22 protein-coding genes are annotated in these 21,734 nt (G+C 37.7%); 10 read left to right on the top strand and 12 right to left on the bottom strand.

The window, feature by feature from the left end; genetic code table 11:
• Nucleotides 1–36 precede the first annotated feature (36 nt).
• From TOL5_RS05655 to rubA, 5 genes are all read right to left on the bottom strand, one after another.
• On the bottom strand, nucleotides 37–1,215 hold the full coding sequence (locus tag TOL5_RS05655) for a TCR/Tet family MFS transporter (RefSeq protein WP_121773825.1): 1,179 nt from the start codon (nucleotides 1,213–1,215) through the stop codon (nucleotides 37–39).
• A 369-nt stretch (nucleotides 1,216–1,584) separates the two neighbouring features.
• Nucleotides 1,585–2,490, bottom strand: coding sequence for a LysR family transcriptional regulator OxyR (gene oxyR, locus TOL5_RS05660; RefSeq protein ID WP_004829493.1), 906 nt, complete (start codon nucleotides 2,488–2,490; stop codon nucleotides 1,585–1,587).
• A gap of 13 nt (nucleotides 2,491–2,503) precedes the next feature.
• The gene (gene estB / locus TOL5_RS05665) at nucleotides 2,504–3,442 is read right to left on the bottom strand and encodes an esterase EstB (protein WP_121773826.1); all 939 of its coding nucleotides are present in this window, start codon (nucleotides 3,440–3,442) and stop codon (nucleotides 2,504–2,506) included.
• A gap of 56 nt (nucleotides 3,443–3,498) precedes the next feature.
• Entirely contained in the window at nucleotides 3,499–4,689 is a 1,191-nt protein-coding gene (locus TOL5_RS05670) for an NAD(P)/FAD-dependent oxidoreductase (RefSeq protein ID WP_042090036.1), read from the bottom strand.
• Nucleotides 4,690–4,788: 99 nt separating this feature from the next.
• Complete coding sequence (rubA, locus tag TOL5_RS05675; RefSeq protein WP_004678010.1) at nucleotides 4,789–4,953, bottom strand: rubredoxin RubA; 165 nt, start codon at nucleotides 4,951–4,953, stop codon at nucleotides 4,789–4,791.
• 495 nt (nucleotides 4,954–5,448) lie between these two features.
• Between rubA and TOL5_RS05680 the strand changes: the two genes are divergently transcribed.
• Nucleotides 5,449–5,994, top strand: a complete 546-nt coding sequence (locus TOL5_RS05680) for an adenine phosphoribosyltransferase (RefSeq protein ID WP_121773827.1) — start codon at nucleotides 5,449–5,451, stop codon at nucleotides 5,992–5,994.
• 71 nt (nucleotides 5,995–6,065) lie between these two features.
• Here the strand turns inward: TOL5_RS05680 and TOL5_RS05685 are convergent, their stop codons facing one another.
• Entirely contained in the window at nucleotides 6,066–6,563 is a 498-nt protein-coding gene (locus tag TOL5_RS05685) for a YqiA/YcfP family alpha/beta fold hydrolase (protein WP_004829489.1), read from the bottom strand.
• Nucleotides 6,564–6,864: 301 nt separating this feature from the next.
• Between TOL5_RS05685 and TOL5_RS05690 the strand changes: the two genes are divergently transcribed.
• Complete coding sequence (locus TOL5_RS05690) at nucleotides 6,865–7,305, top strand: SRPBCC family protein (protein ID WP_005033023.1); 441 nt, start codon at nucleotides 6,865–6,867, stop codon at nucleotides 7,303–7,305.
• Nucleotides 7,306–7,324: 19 nt separating this feature from the next.
• On the opposite strand, the gene TOL5_RS05695 is transcribed toward TOL5_RS05690, so the two are convergent.
• Complete coding sequence (locus tag TOL5_RS05695; RefSeq protein WP_121773828.1) at nucleotides 7,325–8,086, bottom strand: hypothetical protein; 762 nt, start codon at nucleotides 8,084–8,086, stop codon at nucleotides 7,325–7,327.
• 103 nt (nucleotides 8,087–8,189) lie between these two features.
• Between TOL5_RS05695 and lysS the strand changes: the two genes are divergently transcribed.
• Nucleotides 8,190–9,716, top strand: coding sequence for a lysine--tRNA ligase (gene lysS, locus TOL5_RS05700; protein ID WP_005033018.1), 1,527 nt, complete (start codon nucleotides 8,190–8,192; stop codon nucleotides 9,714–9,716).
• 65 nt (nucleotides 9,717–9,781) lie between these two features.
• On the opposite strand, the gene trpS is transcribed toward lysS, so the two are convergent.
• A complete protein-coding gene (trpS, locus tag TOL5_RS05705; protein WP_005033016.1) occupies nucleotides 9,782–10,795 on the bottom strand; it encodes a tryptophan--tRNA ligase in 1,014 nt (337 codons plus the stop codon).
• Nucleotides 10,796–10,991: 196 nt separating this feature from the next.
• Here trpS and TOL5_RS05710 point away from each other — a divergent pair, with 196 nt between their 5' ends.
• The 3 genes from TOL5_RS05710 to TOL5_RS05720 all read left to right on the top strand — a co-directional run bounded on the left by TOL5_RS05710 (nucleotide 10,992) and on the right by TOL5_RS05720 (nucleotide 14,588).
• Nucleotides 10,992–11,921 carry a DUF808 domain-containing protein gene (locus TOL5_RS05710; RefSeq protein WP_121773829.1) on the top strand — a complete coding sequence of 310 codons (930 nt, stop codon included), beginning with the start codon at nucleotides 10,992–10,994 and terminating at the stop codon, nucleotides 11,919–11,921.
• Nucleotides 11,922–11,970: 49 nt separating this feature from the next.
• The gene (locus tag TOL5_RS05715) at nucleotides 11,971–12,861 is read left to right on the top strand and encodes a neutral zinc metallopeptidase (RefSeq protein ID WP_121773830.1); all 891 of its coding nucleotides are present in this window, start codon (nucleotides 11,971–11,973) and stop codon (nucleotides 12,859–12,861) included.
• 227 nt (nucleotides 12,862–13,088) lie between these two features.
• On the top strand, nucleotides 13,089–14,588 hold the full coding sequence (locus tag TOL5_RS05720; protein ID WP_221260673.1) for a cation:proton antiporter: 1,500 nt from the start codon (nucleotides 13,089–13,091) through the stop codon (nucleotides 14,586–14,588).
• 104 nt (nucleotides 14,589–14,692) lie between these two features.
• On the opposite strand, the gene TOL5_RS05725 is transcribed toward TOL5_RS05720, so the two are convergent.
• Nucleotides 14,693–15,664, bottom strand: coding sequence for an alpha/beta fold hydrolase (locus tag TOL5_RS05725; RefSeq protein ID WP_005033008.1), 972 nt, complete (start codon nucleotides 15,662–15,664; stop codon nucleotides 14,693–14,695).
• Between the two features lie 155 nt (nucleotides 15,665–15,819).
• Here TOL5_RS05725 and TOL5_RS05730 point away from each other — a divergent pair, with 155 nt between their 5' ends.
• Nucleotides 15,820–16,134 carry an MGMT family protein gene (locus TOL5_RS05730; RefSeq protein ID WP_042090045.1) on the top strand — a complete coding sequence of 105 codons (315 nt, stop codon included), beginning with the start codon at nucleotides 15,820–15,822 and terminating at the stop codon, nucleotides 16,132–16,134.
• A 53-nt stretch (nucleotides 16,135–16,187) separates the two neighbouring features.
• Here TOL5_RS05730 and TOL5_RS05735 read toward each other — a convergent pair whose 3' ends face one another.
• On the bottom strand, nucleotides 16,188–16,625 hold the full coding sequence (locus TOL5_RS05735; RefSeq protein WP_121774297.1) for a universal stress protein: 438 nt from the start codon (nucleotides 16,623–16,625) through the stop codon (nucleotides 16,188–16,190).
• Nucleotides 16,626–17,067: 442 nt separating this feature from the next.
• Between TOL5_RS05735 and TOL5_RS05740 the strand changes: the two genes are divergently transcribed.
• The 3 genes from TOL5_RS05740 (at nucleotide 17,068) to hppD (ending at nucleotide 19,944) form a co-directional block, all read left to right on the top strand.
• On the top strand, nucleotides 17,068–17,853 hold the full coding sequence (locus tag TOL5_RS05740) for an enoyl-CoA hydratase-related protein (protein ID WP_009586328.1): 786 nt from the start codon (nucleotides 17,068–17,070) through the stop codon (nucleotides 17,851–17,853).
• A gap of 6 nt (nucleotides 17,854–17,859) precedes the next feature.
• On the top strand, nucleotides 17,860–18,642 hold the full coding sequence (locus TOL5_RS05745) for a hypothetical protein (RefSeq protein ID WP_121774298.1): 783 nt from the start codon (nucleotides 17,860–17,862) through the stop codon (nucleotides 18,640–18,642).
• Between the two features lie 246 nt (nucleotides 18,643–18,888).
• Nucleotides 18,889–19,944, top strand: a complete 1,056-nt coding sequence (hppD, locus tag TOL5_RS05750) for a 4-hydroxyphenylpyruvate dioxygenase (protein WP_004829476.1) — start codon at nucleotides 18,889–18,891, stop codon at nucleotides 19,942–19,944.
• 73 nt (nucleotides 19,945–20,017) lie between these two features.
• On the opposite strand, the gene TOL5_RS05755 is transcribed toward hppD, so the two are convergent.
• Nucleotides 20,018–20,797, bottom strand: a complete 780-nt coding sequence (locus TOL5_RS05755) for an IclR family transcriptional regulator (RefSeq protein ID WP_121774299.1) — start codon at nucleotides 20,795–20,797, stop codon at nucleotides 20,018–20,020.
• 285 nt (nucleotides 20,798–21,082) lie between these two features.
• Nucleotides 21,083–21,724 (bottom strand): CoA transferase subunit B, encoded by a 642-nt coding sequence (locus tag TOL5_RS05760; protein ID WP_221260674.1) that lies wholly within the window; start codon nucleotides 21,722–21,724, stop codon nucleotides 21,083–21,085.
• Between the last annotated feature and the right edge of the window lie 10 nt (nucleotides 21,725–21,734).

Below are 21,734 nucleotides of genomic sequence, written 5' to 3' on the forward strand. Positions count from 1 at the left end.
AAACCCGTTTATAAAACAAAGATAGTTAGCTGAAAGTTAAAGCGGTTTAGCTTTGAGTTGAAACAGTATCAAAGGGAGGACAAACAAATAAATAATTGCAACGATTAACCAGATTGCACCCGACCATTGAGTATGAAAGTGAAAATAAATACTCGAAAAAAATAAGGGAGAAATGACTGAGGCTAGACTCACGGTAGATGCAATCAAGCCCTGAAATTGTCCTTGTATATCTGCGGAAACTTTTGCAGATGCTAACGCTTGTAAGGATGGTGTTCCAATACTGCCTAAGGCAAAAATTGGCATGATGACAAAGATGATCCAACCTTGTTGAGCAAAAGCCATGATATTTAGAGCAACAAAGAGACAGCCTAATCCAATGAGTACGGTATTTCGTTCACCCCAAAATTTGACAGCATGTTGGGGGAGCAAGGATTGAACCAGAGCTTGGCATAATCCAAAAGTACCTAAAGAGAGCCCGACCCAAAAACTGTTCCAATGAAAGGTGTCATGTCCCCAAAGTGCCCAGCAAACCCCATAAGCCTCACCACAGGCACTAAATATAAAAAATATTACCATTAGAGGAATTAGGTTTCTTTGACTAAGTGCAACTTTAAATATTTTAAATGGATTTAAACTGGCATGGTTTTGAATGGTGGCATGTTGGGGGCGAGATTCAGCCAAAGCAAAGAGAGCAATTAAAAAATTCAATCCCGTCAAAAATGCGGCGATCAGAAAGGGGAGTTTGAGTCCGTATTGTCCTAATAGTCCACCGAGTACAGGACCTATAATGAAGCCCAAACCAAACATGGCATTGAATCTACCAAAGTACTTGGCGCGATTTTCTGTTGATGAAATATCAACGATATAAGCTGAAGCGACAGCCATATTGGCACTGGTCATTCCAGCAATGATTCTTCCGATGAACAACCAACTTAAATGCGAAGAGAAAGCCAATAATAGATAGCTGATCGTTGAGCCAGCTAAAGAAATTAACAGTACAGGTCTTCTTCCTATTTTATCGCTAAGACTGCCCAAAATCGGAGAGAAAATGAATTGCATCATTGCATAACAACCGATGAAAAAACCCATCAAGAGTGCTACGTTTTGTTGTTGGCTTAGCGTTTTAAGTAATGAGGGGAGTAATGGGAATACAATTCCGATTCCAATCGAATCTAAAACAATCGTTGAAAAAATAATAAATAAAGGTCGATTCATGGTGCGTCCTATCGAAAATTCAGGCACAGAAAAACTGTGGAAACCTGTTAACGATGCTTGAAAAATCCAAGCCCTTGGGAACGCTGACCAATAGAGTGATTGGCTATGTGTCGCTTACAGCATTTTTCAAAAATTGAAAAATAAAACAAAGTAAGTCGATTTTTCGCGATTTTTTATCGTAACAAACCATGCAAAGTTAGAAAGCTAACGGTGTAATGTGCAAATATTAACACCTTTAGTTTGAAGAAAACATCATCTTTAAAATTTGGCTAACCCGCTAGACATAAATTCGGTGATTTAAAGAATCATCTGCTTAACATTAATGATTAAAAAAGGAGTCATATTTGACTCCTTTTAGAAATTCGCAGATTAACGTAAATTGGTGGTGATCTTCTGAAGAATTTGCAACAAGACATCAAATTCACTTTGCAGTGGTGTGCTTTTACGTGTGACCAAAGCGAGTGTACGAGAAGGTGCATTTTCAATTGGTTTTACCACAATTTGATCATTGTTTTTCAACATATGGGCATGAATCGCAATCTCAGGGAGTAAGGTATAGCCCAAGTTTGAACTCACCATTTCAACCAGTGTTGGTAAAGAACTTGCCTTTAAACGATGATCATTTTTACGTTCACCAATTGGGCAAACACTTAACGTATGATCACGCAGGCAATGTCCTTCTTCAAGCAACATCAGATGTGACAAATCTAGGTCGTCTAAACTTCTTGCATTCATGGCATTTTGATCTGCTTTATTGCAAACCAAGAATAAATCTTCTTTTGCAATTTCAGCAACTTTTAGACCGCGTGTGTCAAAAGGCAATGCCAGCATGATCACATCTAAATTACCGTGCTCAAGTTTTTCAACAATTTTTTCACTTTGTGCTTCGTGTAAATGTAGTTGAATCTTAGGAAGTTGTTTATGCACTTCTTCCAAAAGTTGAGACAAAATAAATGGTGCGATGGTGGGAATGATCCCTAAATGTAAATCACCAGTCAAAGGCTCACTCATTTCACGACTTAAACGCATTAAGTCTTGTGCATCGGCGAGTAGAACACGGGCTCGGGCAACAACTTGTTCACCTAAGGGAGTTAAACGTACGTTTTGGCGATCACGTTCTACGAGTACGCCACCCAATAAACGCTCTAACTCCATAATTCCACCCGATAATGTGGATTGAGTTACAAACGAACGGCGCGCTGCTTCAGTAAAGTGCAACGTCTCAGACAATGTCACTAAATATGACAACTGTCTTAGGGATGGTAATGCAGCCATAGTGTCCTAATGCTTATGATTTAAAATGATGTGCAAATAAGCCGCTAAGTTGAGGAACAAAATGCGGTGGGATATCATGCCCCATTCCTTCAATTAATTCAAATTTAGCGCCCGAAATTGCTTTCGCAACTGCCTTACCATGACTTGGAGGTAGTAAACGATCTTTAGAACCATGTAACACCAGCGTTGGCTTATTGATCTGTTTATCCAATTTAAGTAAGGAACCTGTACATAATATTGCTAAAAACTGTTGAAGTACACCCGCAGGATGATAACTACGGCGATATAATTTACGCGCGGTCTGAATTGCCTCAACTTGATTAATATAACCTGGGGACCCAATCACTTGAAAAACCTTGAGTGAATGATTCACAATCCCTTCTTCATCACGAGATTCAGGCTTGCCTATTAGACTAAAGAGTTGCTTTGGAAAAGGCGGGGGTAAAAGCGGTTGGTTGTTACTGGTAAACAAAAGTCCAACTTTCTCAATTTTTTCTGGATATTTTGCCGCTAAAATTTGAGAAATCATTCCACCCATTGAAGCACCGAGAATATGCGGTTTTTCAATTCCTAAGCGATCAATCAATAACGCGACATCATCTGCCATATCAAATAGATTATAGGGTGCGCCATCATTCGGTAAGCCTAATGCAAAACGCCCCATGAGTTTATACGAGTTTAAACGTGGACCTTTGTGGCGAATTTTTGACGATAAGCCAATATCACGATTGTCAAAACGAATGACATGAAAGCCTTGATCTATGAGGGACTTACAAAAAAAGTCGGGCCAAAATAACATTTGCGCTCCCAATCCCATAATCAAAAGAATCGAAGGGTGTTCTGGATTTCCTCCTGTTTCGACATGAAGTTGAATACCATTACCTAAATCGACTTTGGTTTCATTCATGAATGAAGCATACGGTGAAATTTGGAATTGAAGTGCGCTATTCATTGTTATTTTCCTAAGCAAGGATATTTTGATTAAAAAATATCCTTGCTATTAAACCCTTAAACTGATGCAGGAATCAAGTCTGGAACCAGTTTTGTTAAAGTAAGGCGTTGTTTACCTGCCGTTGCTCCTAGTAAGACGAAACCACGTAATGTTCCATCAGCATCAGTGGCTTTAGATAACATTCCATCGTCAAACTCTTCATTTTCCCACGTGACTTCAACACCAATTGGCGCAGGTAAGACCGTTAATGGTGCAGCTGGCGTTTTTACCGCAACAGGCATTGCTGGGTAATGAACTGTAGTCGTTTGACCACTTAATGTTTTGGCTAAAGCGCGAGCTTGTTGCATGATTGGCATTACATATGGCAACAGTGTTCCATTTACTTCCGCACAGTCACCAATTGCAAAAATATCCGCTTGATTGGTTTCAAGTAAAGTATTGGTAATCACGCCTCGACTGGTGTTGATTTCTGCTGTCTTTGCTAACGCGATATTCGGTTGTAGACCAATCGCGGAAAGGACCACATCTGCGACTAATGACTGACCACTTGCCAATGAAACGATATAACCGCGTTCGGTTTTAGATACTTTTTCTACAGTTGTACCTAAAACAAAGTTGATACCCGATTCTTCAAGATTTTCTTTAAATGCTTGTGCGACATGCTGCGGAAGCAGACGACCTAAGGGTTGTGGTGCCAAATCAATCACTGTGACTTGATGACCTGTATTTTGTAAATCATTGGCAAATTCGCAACCGATCAGACCCGCACCCAAGATCACGACACGTTTATTTCCACATTCACCTGTCGTGCAATGTTCCAGTGTTTCTCGAAATGCACGATAGTCTATGAGCGAGTTCACGACATGGATGTCGTCACTGCCATCACCAGCAATGGCCAAGCGAATTGGGTTTGCACCAACAGCAAGGATGAGTTTCGAGTAGGCTTGAGTTGAAGTCTGACCATCTTTTTCAAGGGTTAACTCATGCTTTTCTGCATCAATGTTTTTTACCCAAGTTTCTTTTTCGATACGCATATTTAATTGCGTACTCATTTTTTCAGCATCGCCTAAACCTATTTGCTCAGGTGCTTTTTTGCCAACTAAGGCATTCGACAATGTAGGTTTCGCATAATTGACCGCATCATCTGCGCAAATCATCACTAACGCTTGTTCAGTGTTTAACTTACGGAATTCTCTTGCCAGTGTATAACCTGCCATACCAGAACCGATGATGATGATTGGTTGCATATCTTTCTCCATACATGCCTAAAAGAGTGGGGGATTGAATAATTTTTATGACAAATATACGTAAAAAAGACCATGTAAACATGGTCTTTACGCGATATTTTAGATCTCTACCATTTCAAAGTCTGCTTTAGAAACACCGCAGTCTGGGCAAGTCCAGTCGTCTGGGATATCTTCCCATTTGGTACCTGCTGCGATGCCGTCTTGTGGCCAACCCTCTGCTTCGTCATAAATCCAACCACAAACGATGCATTGATATTTCTTCATCTGATTCTCCGATAACTGACAGGTAGATTGCTTTTCTGCCAGTAAAATTCCATCCGCTGCTTGACTCAAATAATATGCAAATAAAGTGTGTACATATTCCTCTAAATTTTTACGCAGTTCTGTGTCTAAAGTAAAGTAAATATCGGAGTTTATCTCACTCTTGTAAAAGCTGAATGGCAGGTCAGGACAAAAGCAATGTTTATTATGCCAACTGATTGGGTAAAGTTTTTAAGGAAACTGATTTTTAGTAAATGTCAATCTGACGTCCTAAATTGTTTAAATCATTGAATATAGACTAAGGTCTGAATGATAAATTACAAAAGTATTGTTAAAATAAAATAAGGTTAAACTATAGCCAATATTTTATATAAAAATGGCTTTAATAAAATCAATAACTTAAGTTGGTGTAGGATCTTTCTGGGTTTGGTGTCGCTGTCAATTTTGCTTAAAAAGCGTTAAAATTCACGCATTAATTTTCTTTTAAATATCTCCCTAATGATGAACATGTCTACTGCTTTGTGGTCAAGTATTCGTACTGTCCAAGATTTTCCAAAACCAGGTATTTGTTTTTATGATTTAACCCCATTGTTTATGAACAATCTGGGTGAATTGGCTGATGCATTGATTGCAAGTATTCCTGATGAACAATTGGCAGAGGTGGAGAGTTTTGTTGCGGTAGAAGCACGTGGTTTTGTTTTAGCGAGCTTATTGGCACAACGTACAGGCAAGGGGTTATTGCTGGTGCGTAAAGCAGGAAAATTGCCACCACCGGTTGTTGGCGTGGGCTATAGTCTGGAATATGGTTTAGATCGTTTGGAAATGTCCGCTAACATTGCACCACAAAAAGTGATTATTGTGGATGATGTATTGGCAACAGGTGGAACACTCAAAGCAGTCAACCAATTGATGCACAAATGTCATCATACAGTATTGGGTGCGAGTATTTTTCTTGATTTGCCTGACTTACATCAAGACTTGGGTTTAAAGATTTGGTCTGTCTTAGATGAACGCTCAAAACCCGTAGAAAAAGCAGTCGCTTAATCTGTTTAAAAGCCTTGTTTTAACAAGGCTTTTTTATATATGCATCGACAAGTTTAGTCTGTTCATAGAAATCAATAAATAAAAGTCTGTTCCATATAGCGAATTAAGCGATTTAGATTTTCGGGTTGAGCCAATCGATGATGTCCCCCTTCAACAGTTTCAATCTGCATATATGGGTCTAATTGTTCAAAAACTTTGTACATATCCAAGACTTCATCACCCAATTCAATATATGCAATTTGAGGAATATCATGCTCAAGATCAGCTTCATTGATCTCAGGATAATCGTCACGAAAGTCAGGTTTTAAACTTGGATTGGCAATCACAGTCGGGATACGATGTTTCTGAGACATTTTTAATGACCAATAGCCACCTAAACTATGTCCTACCAATAAATCTGGCTTAATTTTTTCAATGATATCGTGATAAAAACGTTCAACAGTTTGATAGTTTAAATTGCGATAATCCACATTAATGCAATATTTTTTAATTGCATTGATGGCATGGAACTTGGTTGATTCTTTAGATGAATCCAAGCCATGTAAAAATAAAATTTTAGTATTGCTCATTGTTATCACTTGCATATTGTCTTTATATCTATAGACAGAAACAATAATTCATGGATTTAAAAACTTTCCATTTCAACTATTTTTGGTATGAAGCTAGTGTACTGAGCAAGATATTTTTTATAACTTAGCTTTTGGTCTAAGAACTTTTATTTTTTCCATCAAATAAATTAGATTATTTTGTAATGTATTGAAAAATAAATATTAAAATTATTTCTATTTAAATGCCTTGTTAACAAAAATTAATCATTTCTATCCGTGATTATACTAAGCTATATGCAACACAATTAAAAAAGAGATTGGGATGATCACATTAAAATACGATATCAAAATCCATGCAACTGCACAGAAAGTATGGAATATTCTTTGGGATACGCACACTTATTCTCAATGGACACAATCCTTTTGTGAAACGTCACAAATGCAATCGGATTGGAAAATTGGTGGTGAGACATTATTTCAAGATGCCAATGGTGATGGAATGGTTGCTACCATTGTCGAGTTAGAGCAATTTAAAAAAGTGGTTTTCAAACATTTAGGCATATTAAGAAATGGTATAGCGGATACCACAAGTGCCGAAACCCAAGAATGGAATGGCACATTTGAGCAATACCATCTAGATGAACAAGATGGTATAACCACTTTACACGCTGAGGTTGAAACTGCTGAAGAATATCAAGAAATGATGGATCGTGGGTTTCAACAAGGCTTTGCTGTTGTCAAATCATTGGCAGAACAACCTTAGTTAAATCAGACCTTTTTATTCATTTAGTAGGTTTAAGATGAATTGATGTTGTTTCGTTTTTGGGTGCATGACATTGAATAATGATCGGTTGTTCGATAGAAAAGGATGTTAATACACCTGAAATATTGCGTGGGTAAAAGCGAATTTTTTTAAGTAAGGGCTCTAATATCATTTTAATGTCATGATTTATTTTAGGGACATATTCCATTTTTCGAATTTGTCCTTCTGTGCCAACGAGAAATTTGACATTCAATGCGATATTTCCCTGTGAATCAAATTGTATTTTAGGGTTCGAGTTTGCATCTACAGGTTGGCAAAACGGTTCTAACACACTTTGTAATTGGGAAAAATGAGGCTTGATTGCATAGCTAATGGTCTTAGGAAATTTGATAAATAAGCTGTATTTTCCATAATAATATGTTGTTCTTGCAATATTTTCTTCATCAAGATTGAGGGGTTTATTTTTAAAATCATTACTGACCTGAGGAAGTTGTGCCAATGTTATTGTGTTGGCGATTTCTAAAGCTCTTTTGTTGAGTGTTTTTTGTGTGGGGTGTGGATTCATCAATTTAATTTGAATCTTTTGAGTCTGCTGATTTGGGCTGATTTCCAATTGCCAAATATAATCTTGATTTGCAATATTTGTCGTTTCAATTTTTATTGGGAGATCTTTGCGAGTATTACTCATGACAATGATTTGCTCTGCGGTAATTTCGCCTGAAAACAACAAAACATTGAAAAGAATGATACTTTGGGCGAATCCTTGCCAGTATTTATTCATGATTTTTAATTTTTACAGGGTTCATTGAGTTATATTCATACGCATTATGTTGTAAATCTGCTATGCTATGCAACTTCCGTTTTTTAATATAATCGAGGCAGAGATGACGCAACAAAACGCTCAATCGACTTCTGAACAACCCATTTCCGAAAACGATTTAATCGCACAGCGTCATGCCAAGTTAAAGCAAATTCAAGATCATGCCAAGGAAACTGGTGTTAGCCCGTGGCCAAATACTTTTAAGCGTGAGCATTACGCACAGGATTTACAAGATCAATTTGCAGATCAAACGAAAGAACAAATTGAAGCTGGTGAACAAGTCCACGTTTCTGTCGCAGGTCGTGTGATGTTGAACCGTGGATCATTTATTGTGATCCAAGACATGACAGGTCGTATTCAGCTCTATGTTCCTCGTAAAGAACTTGCTCCTGAAGTATTGGAAACTGTAAAAAGTTTAGATCTAGGCGATATTATTGCTGTTCAAGGCTATATTGGTCGTTCTGGTAAGGGCGATTTATATGTACATATCGAACATTTTGAATTATTGACCAAATCTTTGCGTCCACTTCCAGATAAGTTTCATGGTTTAACTGATACTGAAGTGAAGTATCGTAAACGTTATTTAGATTTAATTGTGAATGAAGAAACACGTAAAACTTTTGAAATTCGTGCAAAAGTAGTCTCTGGTATTCGTAATTACTTAACCAATGAACGTTTTATGGAAGTTGAAACTCCGATGATGCATGTGATTCCAGGTGGTGCGTCAGCACGTCCATTTGAAACACATCATAATGCATTGGACATGCCATTATTCTTGCGTATCGCACCTGAACTATATTTAAAACGTTTAGTTGTTGGTGGTTTTGAACGTGTATTTGAGATTAACCGTAACTTCCGTAATGAAGGGGTATCAACACGTCATAACCCAGAATTCACCATGATTGAGTTCTACCAAGCTTATGCTGACTACAAAGATCTTATGGCTTTGACTGAAGGTATGTTGGAAAAACTGGCGATTGATATTTTAGGGTCAACGGATGTGCCTTATGGGGATGAAGTATATAGCTTCAAAGGTCCATTTAAGAAAATCTCAATGTTCGATGCAATTTTAGAGCATAACCCAAGTTTGACTGCAGAAAATGTATCTGATCGTGAGTTCTTGGCGACATTTGTACGCGAAGAGCTTAAAGAGCAAGTGAAGCCTGGTTTTGGTTTGGGTCGACTACAAACAATCGTATTTGAAGAAACTGTTGAAACTCAATTACGTCAGCCGACATTCATTACTGAATATCCTGCTGAAACTTCACCTTTGGCACGTCGTAATGATGACAATCCACATATTACGGATCGTTTCGAGTTCTTTATTGGTGGTCGTGAGCTTGCAAATGGTTTCTCAGAGTTAAACGATCCAATTGACCAAGCTGAGCGTTTCCAAGCACAAGTTGCTGAAAAAGATGCGGGTGATGATGAAGCAATGCACTTCGATGCGGACTTTATTGAAGCATTAGAATACGGCTTACCTCCAACAGCAGGTGAAGGCATCGGTATTGACCGTTTGGTGATGTTGTTTGCTAATGCACCAAGTATTCGTGATGTGATTTTATTCCCACATATGCGCCATAAAAATTAATTGATGCGATTAAAAAAGCCACTGAATTCAGTGGCTTTTTTTATTTTTAGATAGATTTAAGTAGATTAGAAATGGAATACACCTAAACCATTTTTGATTTCATCTAAGGTATCTTGGGTAATAACACGGCATTTTTCAGTGCCTGTTTTTAAGATGTCCATGATGTAATCTGGGTCTTTTGCAAGTTCCATACGACGTTCACGAATTGGTGTGATCAACTCTTTTAGAACACCTTCAAGGCGCTTTTTCACTGTACCATCGCCTAAACCACCGCGACGATAATGTGCTTTCAGTTCTTCAACTTCTTCTTTGTTTGGATCGAAAGCATCTAAGTAGGTAAATACAATATTACCTTCTACTTGACCTGGATCTTCGATACGCAAGTGATTTGGATCGGTATACATTGCATTGACTGCTTTTTTGATGTCTTTATCTGTCGCATCTAAGACAATGGTATTGCCCAAAGATTTTGACATTTTAGCTTTACCATCAAAACCAGGTAAACGACTCATATTGGATAAAAGTGCTTTACACTCAGGTAAAACCTCTTGACCAATTTGACGATTTAAACGACGAACAATTTCGTTGGTTTGTTCGATCATTGGAATCTGGTCTTCACCTACAGGAACGACTGTCGCTTTAAATGCAGTAATGTCAGCAGCTTGAGCAACGGGGTAGCACAAGAAACCTGCTGGAATATCTCGTTCGAAGCCACGCAATTGAATTTCAGCTTTAATTGTTGGATTACGCTCTAAACGTGACACAGTGACAAAGTTTAAATATAACATGGTCAGTTCATTTAATGCTGGCAAGCATGATTGAACACAGATCGTAGTTTTGGTTGGGTCAATACCAACAGCTAAATAGTCTGTAGCGACTTCAATAATATTGCGGCGAACTTTTTCAAAGTTATCAGCATTATCAGTTAAAGCCTGAGCATCAGCGAGAAGTAGATGCTGATGATGAGAATCCTGTAAGCCTACTCGTGAGCGCAAAGAACCTACAAAATGTCCCAAATGTAGTTGTCCAGTAGGACGGTCGCCTGTCAAAATCACAGGACGATTATCTTGATTCGTCATTATCGCTTCCAAAGTCTTTATAGAGACAGTCGTGTTTTGTGAATGGGCACTATTGTACGAGATAATTTATTTTAATGTCAGCGAAAAATAGCCCAGAACCAATTTTTATGGATAAATGTGAAAATCTACAAAATTTTATATAGAAAAATGAAATTTCACTTTAAAATAGTGTGATAACTAAAATTTTGGATAAGAAATGGCAAGTAGTTTATTAATATTATTAGATGATATTGCAGCAGTGCTTGATGATGTTGCAGTCATGAGTAAAATGGCAGCAAAAAAAACAGCAGGCGTTTTAGGTGATGACTTAGCACTCAATGCACAACAAGTCAGTGGTGTTCGAGCTGAACGTGAACTTCCCGTCGTTTGGGGTGTTGCGAAAGGTTCATTTATCAATAAACTCATTTTAGTACCATTAGCTCTATTGATTAGTGTGGTTGCCCCTTGGCTGATTAATCCTTTATTAATGATTGGTGGTTTGTTTCTATGTTATGAAGGTGTAGAAAAAGTACTGCACAGTTTGAAGCATAAAAAAGCCACAACTGAAGAGGGTGCTCAACAAGAGCTTGAGCAGATTGAAACTGATTTAGCAACTTTTGAAAAAGAGAAAATTAAAGGTGCGATACGCACTGACTTTATTCTTTCTGCTGAAATTGTGGTGATTTCTTTAGGTACGGTTGCAACCGCTGCTTTTGGTACAAAAGTCATGGTGCTGTCCGTGATTGCCGTGATTATGACTGTAGGGGTCTATGGCTTTGTTGCGATGATTGTCAAAATTGATGATTTAGGTTTGTACTTGACGCAACAAGCATCGAATGTAAAAAAAAGTATTGGTCGCGGCTTATTGGCATTTGCACCGAAACTCATGAAAACATTAACTATTGTTGGAACAGTTGCGATGTTCCTTGTGGGAGGAGGGATTATCAGTCATGCGGTATCTACTTTGCACCACTTGACTGAAGAAGCTGTCGATCATATTGAACACATTCCAACAGTGGGAAATATCATTGGTGCACTCACACCAACACTGATCAATCTGGTCATTGGTATTGTTGCTGGTTTGGCTGTGGTATTGGTGGTTGGACTGATTCAAAAATTACGTGGTCAATCTAAAACTGCTTCATAAAACAATCTTTGTAAAACTGATTCCAATTTAAAAATAAAAGGACAAATCTATGCGTTGGAAAGGACGTAGAGAAAGCGATAATGTCGAAGATCGCCGTGGTGGTGGCGGTGTGAAAGCGGGTGGTATTAGCATTTTAGGATTGGTTGTTGCTTTTATTGCTTGGAAATTTTTTGGTGTTGACCCGCAGCAGGCATATCAAGCAACCAAGCAAGTCACCTCAGGTAATGTGAGCCATAATACTGCACCTGCCAATGCGACGCCTGAACAGCAAGAAACAGCTTCTTTTGTTAAAACAGTCTTAGCAGATACGGAAGATACTTGGAAACAAGTGTTTATTCAACAAGGTGCCCAATATACACCACCAAAACTGGTGATGTTCAGTGGCGCTGTGCAATCAGGTTGTGGAACAGCTGAGTCTGCGATGGGACCGTTTTATTGTCCAGCAGACCAAAAAGTTTATATTGATACTCAATTCTTCAAAGATATGCGCCAACAAATGGGTATTTCAGGTGAAAAAAACCAATCTGAGTTATCTGCACAAGATGAAGCAGGTGATTTCGCACAAGCTTATGTAATTGCACATGAAGTTGGTCATCATATTCAAAATTTATTGGGTATTTCCTCGCAAGTTCAACAGGCTCGTCAACGTGCTAATCAAGCTCAGGGTAACCAACTCTCAGTGCGTTTGGAATTACAGGCAGATTGTTTAGCAGGTGTATGGGCGAATCGTACACAACAGCGTACACAATTTCTTGAGCAAGGCGATATCGAAGAGGCAATGGATGCCGCAGAGAAAATTGGTGATGACTATTTGCAGAAAAAGGCACGTGGTTATGCTGTTCCAGATAGCTTTACCCATGGTACCAGTCAACAACGTATGCAGTGGTTCAATACAGGGATGAAATCAGGCGATATCAATAGTTGTGATACGTTTAAATAAGTTGTTTAAGTTCAATGGTTTAAAAAAGAGCACAAGATATGCTCTTTTTTTCTAAATAGATTTTCCAAGCCAATTTTTTATGTTAAAAAATATAACGAAAAAAGTCAGACTGTACTTTTTTTTGTAAAATTATATTGATTGTTAAATGGTCTTTTATTCTATATTTAATAAAGAAATGATTGAGTGTTTGATGTGCATTTAAATTAAAAATCGAAAATAGGGTTCGAATGGGTAATTATTTCTTTCTCCAAGTTTTTACAGTAGTTTTTGCGCTTTCTATTGCGACGACCATATTTAATAAACGTATACTCGGTTTTCCTCAAGCGATTGGTGTACCTATCGTTTCTGCAATTTTTGTCTTTATCTTGCAATGGGGTGCCAGTTTACTGAATGGTAACCAATTTATCTCGATTAATATTCATAATATTGAAGAGGCAGTGCGCCATGTCGATTTTTATGATTTTTTAGTCAATGGTGTGATTTGTTTCATTCTGACATCATCCGCATTGAAATTTAAAGTTTCTGATTTAAAAGTCTATTGGAAGCCGATCAGTATCTTAGCCACAATTGCACTATTGTTGTGTGCAGTATTTTTTGCAGGATTGGTGTTTGGCTTCCAGTTCTTGATTGGAAATCCTGTGTCTATTTTAGTGTTGTTATTACTTGGTTCAGCACTTGGAGCAACGGATCCAATTGGGATTAAAGGCGTACTGAGTTCAGTACGTGCACCACATCATTTGATGGTCAAATTAGAAGGTGAATCCTTATTTAATGACGCAATGTGTATTGCCGTCTTTATGACCTTATTGAATGTCCTTGAAGGTGAACATTTCAGTCTGATTGCAACCCTACAAACCCTATTATATGAAATTGTAGTGGCTGTGATCATTGGTTGGGCATTCGGTTTAGGGATTTTACGTTTATTACGTGGTAAACATGAGATGGAATCTCTCATCTTAACTACGGCATTGTTGGCGTGTGGTTCGTATCTTGTGGCATTGTTTGCGCACGCATCTGCACCAATTGCTTGTGTCATCGGTGGTTTGATCGTCGGGAATAAATGGAAAGAAATTCTACAAGACCGTGAAATTCGTGAGGTCAATCACTTCTGGCATACGGTTGAAGGGATTATTAATTCATTCTTATTCACTTTGATTGGTCTGGAAATCTTTATTTTGGATCTTAGTACCAGTCTTATTCTGGGTGGTATTTTTGCATTCTTTGCCCTGCATTTATCACGTTTTGCGGCAAATTTCCTTGCTTTTGCATTCTTCCCATCATTTCGAAAAAAGAGCTATAACGGTAGTCTTGCCATTTTGTCATGGGGAGGGGTTCGAGGAGGTATTTCACTTGCATTGATTCTTGCTGTGGCAAACGTACCAGAGTTACGTGATTACAGCAGTATTTTGATTGGTTATACTTTTATCAGTGTATTACTTTCAGGCGTGGTCTGTGGTCTAGGCTTACCTGCGGTAATGAATGCTTTTTATTACAATCCCAACGAAGAAACTCAAGGTTTCAAAGGCTGGTATCAACGCATGTGCAATAAAATGAATCGCAAAGGATTTAAATATATTGTGGGTGAGGATGCTGAAGGTCACGAAACAATTACGATTTATAATCCGGAAGCATTGGTTGATAAAAAATCTGATGATGGCGTTGCAACCGTTCATCACCCAGAAAAGGCTCAAGAAGTGAAGCGCTTGGAAAATCCAGCAAATTTCTGATTCAAAAAGTCACATTCAAATGTTGAACTTTAATGTCATACCAGCTTAAAAAATACCCTTCAACATGAAGGGTATTTTTTAAGGTCTCATAGATTAGCGAATCATTATTTCGCATTTTTTGCCAAGAAATCCAAATACGGCTTAATCAACAATTGCTCTTGTTCAAGAAGTGGTAAATGTCCTACACCTTTTAAGATTACAGGTTCTTGAGCATTTTTTAACAAACCCTTCAATTCAGCAGCAGCTTCAACATTGATAATTTGATCCTTATCACCCCATGCAATTAATACAGGCTGATCAATAGAGCGTGCTGCAATCGCAAATGAATCAGGGGTAAACAATTTAGACATTACAATCAATTGTTCAACCAGTTTTGTTGTGTTCGCAGATTGACTGATCATCAGTTTTTCTTGAGAGTCTTTTAATTCTTTTGGAATAAATGGTGGAAGGCTAGTCGCTATCTTCATTAAGCGATCAAAGTCGCCAGGTTTACTGACGATCATATTGCGTAAAGTGGTTGGATCTTTAAGATATGGCGTATTGGCAGATTTAAATACGCCTGCACTGTCGATTAAGAACAGTGACTTGGTATCGACAGGATACTGAGCAGCATATAGTAACGAAATCGAACCGCCCATTGAATGTCCTGCAACATTTAGACCATTCTCAACTTTGATTGCTTCTGCAAAACGACGTAACTTTTCAGTCAAATTCGGGAGTGAGTAGTCAAAATCATTTGGAACTTTACTATCACCTTGACCCGGTAAATCAGGAATAATGACATGATAATATGGCGTTAAATAACGTGCCACACGGTTCCAGTTGTCTCGGCTACCTGCAAGCCCATGTACAAGCATAAGCGTTGGTTTTCCTGCAGGTCCCCCTTCACTGTATGCCCAGTCAATATCACCAACCTTAACTCGTTTGGTTTCCATTCCAGCCCAAGCGCGTTCTTGTTGAAGAACACTTTGAATATCAATACTTGGAGCAGCATAGGTATTGGACAAACCGAGTGATGTCACAGTGCCCATGACCAATGCGGTAGATAAAAGCAGTTTATTGAAGATTCCTTTCATTTTTGCATACTCTTGTTGTTGTATTTCAGGTAGGGTTTAAGATTAGAATATGTACTATTAAATTACATTTGCCTAAAATGTTCGAAGCTTATTTTCTAAGTCAATTTTGTTGAGTTATTTTCAACATTTTTTAATTATTTAAATGTTAAGGTCTAATGCAAAATCATGAACTGGCGCAGATGATTTTAAATGTCATCGTGCAGATTCCAAAAGGCAAAGTGGCAAGTTATGGTCAAGTCGCAAAGTTTGCTGGCTTACCAAAACATGCACGGCTTGTCGGGCGTGTACTGGGACAACTTCCAGAAGATCATGATATTCCATGGTATCGGGTCGTCAACTCACAAGGTCGTATCAGTCTGAATAAATTGGATGAACATGGTATGTGTATACAGACGGCAAAATTACGCGAGGAAGATGTGGTCGTTGTTGATGGCAAAATTAATTTAAAAAAATACCAATGGTCACCTTAAAATTAAAAACCTCACCATAATTCTAGCGTGAGGTTTTTAGACATTGAGTCAATTTATTTAATGACTAAAACAGGAATTTGTAATTCAGTTAACAAATTTTGTGCAACACTTCCCATGATAATTTTTTTCAATCCTGTACGTCCATGTGAGCTAAGAATGACTAAATCAGTTTTTAAATCTTGCACGGCTTGATTTAATGTATGCGCAATATTTTCACCTTCAAGTAAGCGAGTTTCTACTTGGACGCCTTCTGCAGCGAATTGTGCTTTGGCTTCGTTGATATTGGTTTGAATAAATTCACGGGCACGTTCAATGAGCATATTACTTTGACCGTTTGCCAAATATTCTGATGCAATATATGGGTCCAATGTCATGACTTGTACAACTGTAATTTTACTTTTAAATGCTTTTGCAAATTCCACAGCATGTTTAACAACAGATAAAGATGTTTCTGAGCCATCTACAGGCACGAGAATGTTTTGATAAGCCATGACTATTTTCCTTATTTTAACAAAAAGCTGAATTGAATATTTATACGCATCACCAGTCTACAACATGATCATAACGCGAATATGAAATGAATAAAACCCAGTAAAAGCATAGGGATAATTAATATAAATATCATAAATTTAAATCAATGCATTAGCATAAACTCCCATTAGTTATGCGAGGGCTCCTGGTGATACTGTGCTGAGACAGGAATCCGCCAAAAATGAATTTAATCCATGCTATAATTAATGTGTATTTTATTGTTTTTAAAAATTAAATTACTTTGATTTATAAAACATATACAGAATAATGTACGGATAAAAAATCAATTGAAACAATTGGTAAATTGTAAATCAAAAACATGCTTTAGAATGAACTTGAAACAAACTCAAAGGGAATAAGACTGCTCCACATCATTTATACAAAAACATTGAGGAAATGATCATGGAATATCAAACAGTTATTATAGAAAAGAAAAATGGGGTAGGTTATTTAAAGCTTAACCGTCCAGAACAATTGAATAGCTTAACGCCTGAGATGAGTCTAGAAATTATAGAGATACTCAGGCAATGGAAAGAGGATGTTGAAGTTCGTGTGATTGTCATTGCAGCAGTTGGCAAAGCATTTTGTGCAGGGCAAGCAATAAGTCCAGAAGTTCTCAATAGTGGAGTCATTGACTTAGGTGAGGTGTTGGAAAAATACTTTAATCCACTCTTAGACATTATCAATGATATGCCCAAAGTCATCATCTGTGCGGTGAACGGCATCGCTGTTGGGGCGGGGGCGAGTTTACCATTGTTATGTGATATTACACTTGCAGCAAAATCAGCAAGTTTCTCGCAAATCTTTAGTAAAATTGGTCTTATTCCTGATTGCGGTGCAACATGGTTACTTCCACGCTTGATTGGCTTTGCTAAAGCCAAAGCATTGATGTTGACAGCAGAAAAGATCAGTGCAGAAGAAGCTGAACGAATCGGAATGATTTATAAAGTCGTGGCAGATGATCAGTTGGCTTTAGAAGTTGTACGTTTAGCTGAGTATTTTGCTACGCAAGCCAGTTTGAGTTTTGCATTGATCAAACAAGCGATGCGGGTCACCATGCACAATGATTTTTATACTCAAATTAAAGTTGAACAGGATTTACAAAGAAGGGCGGGTCAGTCGGAAGATTTTTTAGAAGGAGTCCGTGCTTTTTTAATGAAAGATCAAGCCCATTTTAAAGGACGATAAATCATAATGCCTATCTTTAAAAGCCAATCTAACAGCATTGTTCAATGGATAATATTGACATGGGTGTTCTTGCTCTCTCATGCTGCTGTTGCCGATCAAATTAAAGCCATTCCTTGGATAAAGCTAAAAACAGAAAGCTCACAAGCTAAACAAATTTGTCAGGCATTAAAAGTCAATTGTGGAAAGGATGTAGAAGTTTGGAAAAAGCAATCAGGGGCTGACACTCATTTATATTTAACTGACGATACACCGCAATTAATCGAATTTATAAAAGAAAACAATCAGTATGTTGTACTGAATTCTTGGAGTTTTCAGCAGTATCAGCATCATGGTCGTAACAGTGATTTTGATAAGGAATTAAACAATGATGGATTGAGTATTTATCCTGCATTTTATCCTTTAAATCGTCAAAAGCTTGCTATTGCTGTAGTTAAGCGCTGGAGTACGACTTACTCTGGAGGTGGAAGAGCAGAAGAGATCGCTGATTTTGTCATGTTAGAACCGAATCATGCCTATAAACTGGCGTTGGCTGATGTTGCTTTTCATTCATATGAGATGATTCGAGCTTGTTTTTCTCAAGAGGAATATCAATCTTCTCCACACTGTCATGATGAAAGTGGTTCTAATTTATCCATTCAATTTAAAGATATTGGCAAAGAGTATTATCAATGGCGGTTAAATTTTACTGATTTTAATTGGGAAGCGTTCAAACCTGAATCATCAAAAGTTGTAGAAAAGTCGTATAACATTGTGGTGCCTTTCAGCAAAAATAGTGACCTGATATTTTGAGTAAATAATCAACAAGATTACACAATACATAATTTAATTATGTATTGCATAAATTATAGATTTCTTATAGGATGAATTTAGAGTAAAAGTTCACTGTCACCAAACTGATATTTTTGGCATTAGACAGGCTGAATGATGGAATGAAAAGGACCAGCTTTCATGGTGCTTTGATCAATGAATCAAAGTAACGATAAGCTGTTCTCAGCATTAAAAAACGGATGAATTTATCTAAATAAGGGAAACTAGATGGATATTTTAGATAACCCATTAGAATTATGTGGTTTTGCTTTTATTGAATTTGTATCGACGGAAAATGGATTAGATCAAATTTTTGAAACCATTGGTTTTAGCAAAGTTGCAAAACATAAATCTAAAAAAGTGTATTTGTGGCGTCAAGGTAATATCAATATTATTTTGAATTATCAACCAGAGTCTTATGCTTCATTCTTTTTCAAAGAGCATGGACCTTCTGCTTGTGCAATGGGATTTAGAACCCGTGATGCAGCTAAAGCTTTTAAAAATGCTATAGCACTAGGCGCTGAACCTATGTATTCACAAGCAGGACCGATGGAATTGAATATTCCAGCGATTAAGGGAATTGGAGGAATGCCAATTTTCCTTGTAGATCGTGATATTTACGAAAATGATTTTGTTTTCTTTGATGATGTAGAAAAAAATCCGCGTGGCGCAGGGCTTAATGAAATTGATCATTTAACCCATAATGTGTATAAAGGTCGCATGGAATATTGGGCGAATTTCTATGAAAAAATCTTTAATTTTCAGGAAATTCGTTACTTTGACATTAAAGGTGAATATACCGGTTTGACCTCTAAAGCATTGACTGCGCCAGATGGTATGATCCGTATTCCATTGAATGAAGACTCAGACAAAGGGAATGGTCAAATTGCAGAATTTCTGGCTGATTTCAATGGTGAAGGTATTCAGCATATTGCCTTTATCACAGACGATTTAATTTCAACCTGGGATAAGTTGAAAGGTTTAGGTTTGAAGTTTATGACCGCGCCACCAGAAACTTATTATGAAATGTTAAAAGATCGTTTACCTGGTCACGGTGAACCAACTGAAGAGTTACAAAAACGTGGTATTTTGTTAGATGGAAATACCAAAGAAGGCGAGAAAAAGCTGTTATTACAGATTTTCTCTGAAAACATGCTTGGACCAGTTTTCTTTGAGTTTATTCAACGTAAAGATGATGATGGCTTCGGTGAAGGAAACTTTAAAGCATTGTTTGAATCTATTGAACGTGATCAAATCCGTCGTGGTGTATTAGAAGCCAAATAAAGTGATTGGTATCAGCAGAAAAAGCCAAGAAAGTGTTTTCTTGGCTTTTTTATTTGGGAGATAAAGCTATAACTTAACGCGTTTGAATGTATTGATTAATTGCAGCCACTTCATGTCTAAATAGTTCAAGTTTGTCACTGCCTGTATGCACAGGTAGAAATACTTCACTATCCAGAGCCACAATGCAGAATTCCATAGCTTGATGTGCATTAAAAATAGGTAAACCAATAGCATTGATGCCTGTAAGAAGATCACCTTGAGCAATTGCCATACCTTGTTCTAAAGTGGTTTCTTTAAGTTGAATAAATTCATCCCAATGACTCGGTTTAATCTGATAATGATTGATTGCGGCTTTTTCCCATTCCGCAAATATCAATGGTTTGATGATTGGCTCAGGTAAATATGCTGCAAAAACTCGCCCAGCAGCTGAGTTGACCAATGGCATAATTGAACCGACTTTTGTGACAATTGAAATTGGGTGATTAGATTCAATCGATTGTACAACCAAAGGACCTTTAGGTGACCATTTACTGATTTGAATACCACAGCCAATTTTATTTTGTAATTCATAAATTCGATGCTGTACCAACTGTAGGGCATCGGTATGTTGAATGCAGTTTAAACCTAAACGCCAAGCCTGATCACCCAGTGCATATTGACCATCTTCCAGTTGCTTTGCATAGTTCATGCGTATGAGGCTGACTAAATAACGATGTACTTTGGCAGGATGCATATCCAGCTTGCTTGATAGTTCTTTTAATATAATCGGTTTGTTATGTTCCAAAAGGGCATTGAGAACGGCTAAGCCCACTTCAAGTGATTGAACGCCACCAGATAACTTTTCTTCAATCATTCAACAACCCTTGATCGCATTTAATCTTGCAGCTTTGATTTGCTGTCGATATTTGATTTTACATTCAGCACATAATGCCTGAGCATGCTACAAAATAGAAATCATCTTTTTAAATGAGATAAATAGATGAATAGCATAAGCATACTATGCATTGAGCATTTTAGTGTGACTTTACCACGTATTGTATATCAACATGCTCAAGTTAAAATAACAGACCTTGCTGAAATTTAGGCAATAAAAATCGGGATCGAAGCCATTGATCTTCCATCCCGATCAGATTGTGCTTTATGCAGCTTGAATATTTTTAATCCTGACTGCTGTCGCCGCTTGAATGTCATCAAAACTGACATTATCTGCTAACTCAACCAGTTCTAAACCATTTTGAGTTACATCGAGTACACCTAAGTCGCTGATAATACGATGAACGACTCTGCGACCAGTCAATGGCAGGGTGCATTGAGGTAAAATTTTAGCTTGACCCTCTTTGGTCGTATGCTCCATTAAAATCACGACTTTTCGAACACCTGCAACAAGATCCATTGCACCGCCCATGCCTTTGACTTTTTTACCCGGAATCATCCAATTGGCGAGATCACCATGTTCAGAAACTTCCATCGCACCTAAAATAGCAAGGTCAACCCGACCACCACGAATCATGGCAAATGATTCTGAACTTGAAAAAAATGCACCACCTTTTTTAACGGTGACAGTTTGTTTACCAGCATTGATCAAGTCCGCATCTACATTGTCTTCAGTTGGAAATTCATCAATGCCCAATAAACCATTTTCGGATTGTAACCATACATCCATTCCTTCAGGGATGTAATTGGCAACCAAAGTCGGTAAGCCAATGCCGAGATTGACATAGAAACCGTCTTGCAACTCTTTGGCAGCACGTTGAGCTATTTGTTGTTTTGTCCAAGCCATTCTGTCACTC

It is taken from the genome of Acinetobacter sp. Tol 5, assembly GCF_019702905.1.
GTDB classification, from domain to species: domain Bacteria; phylum Pseudomonadota; class Gammaproteobacteria; order Pseudomonadales; family Moraxellaceae; genus Acinetobacter; species Acinetobacter bereziniae.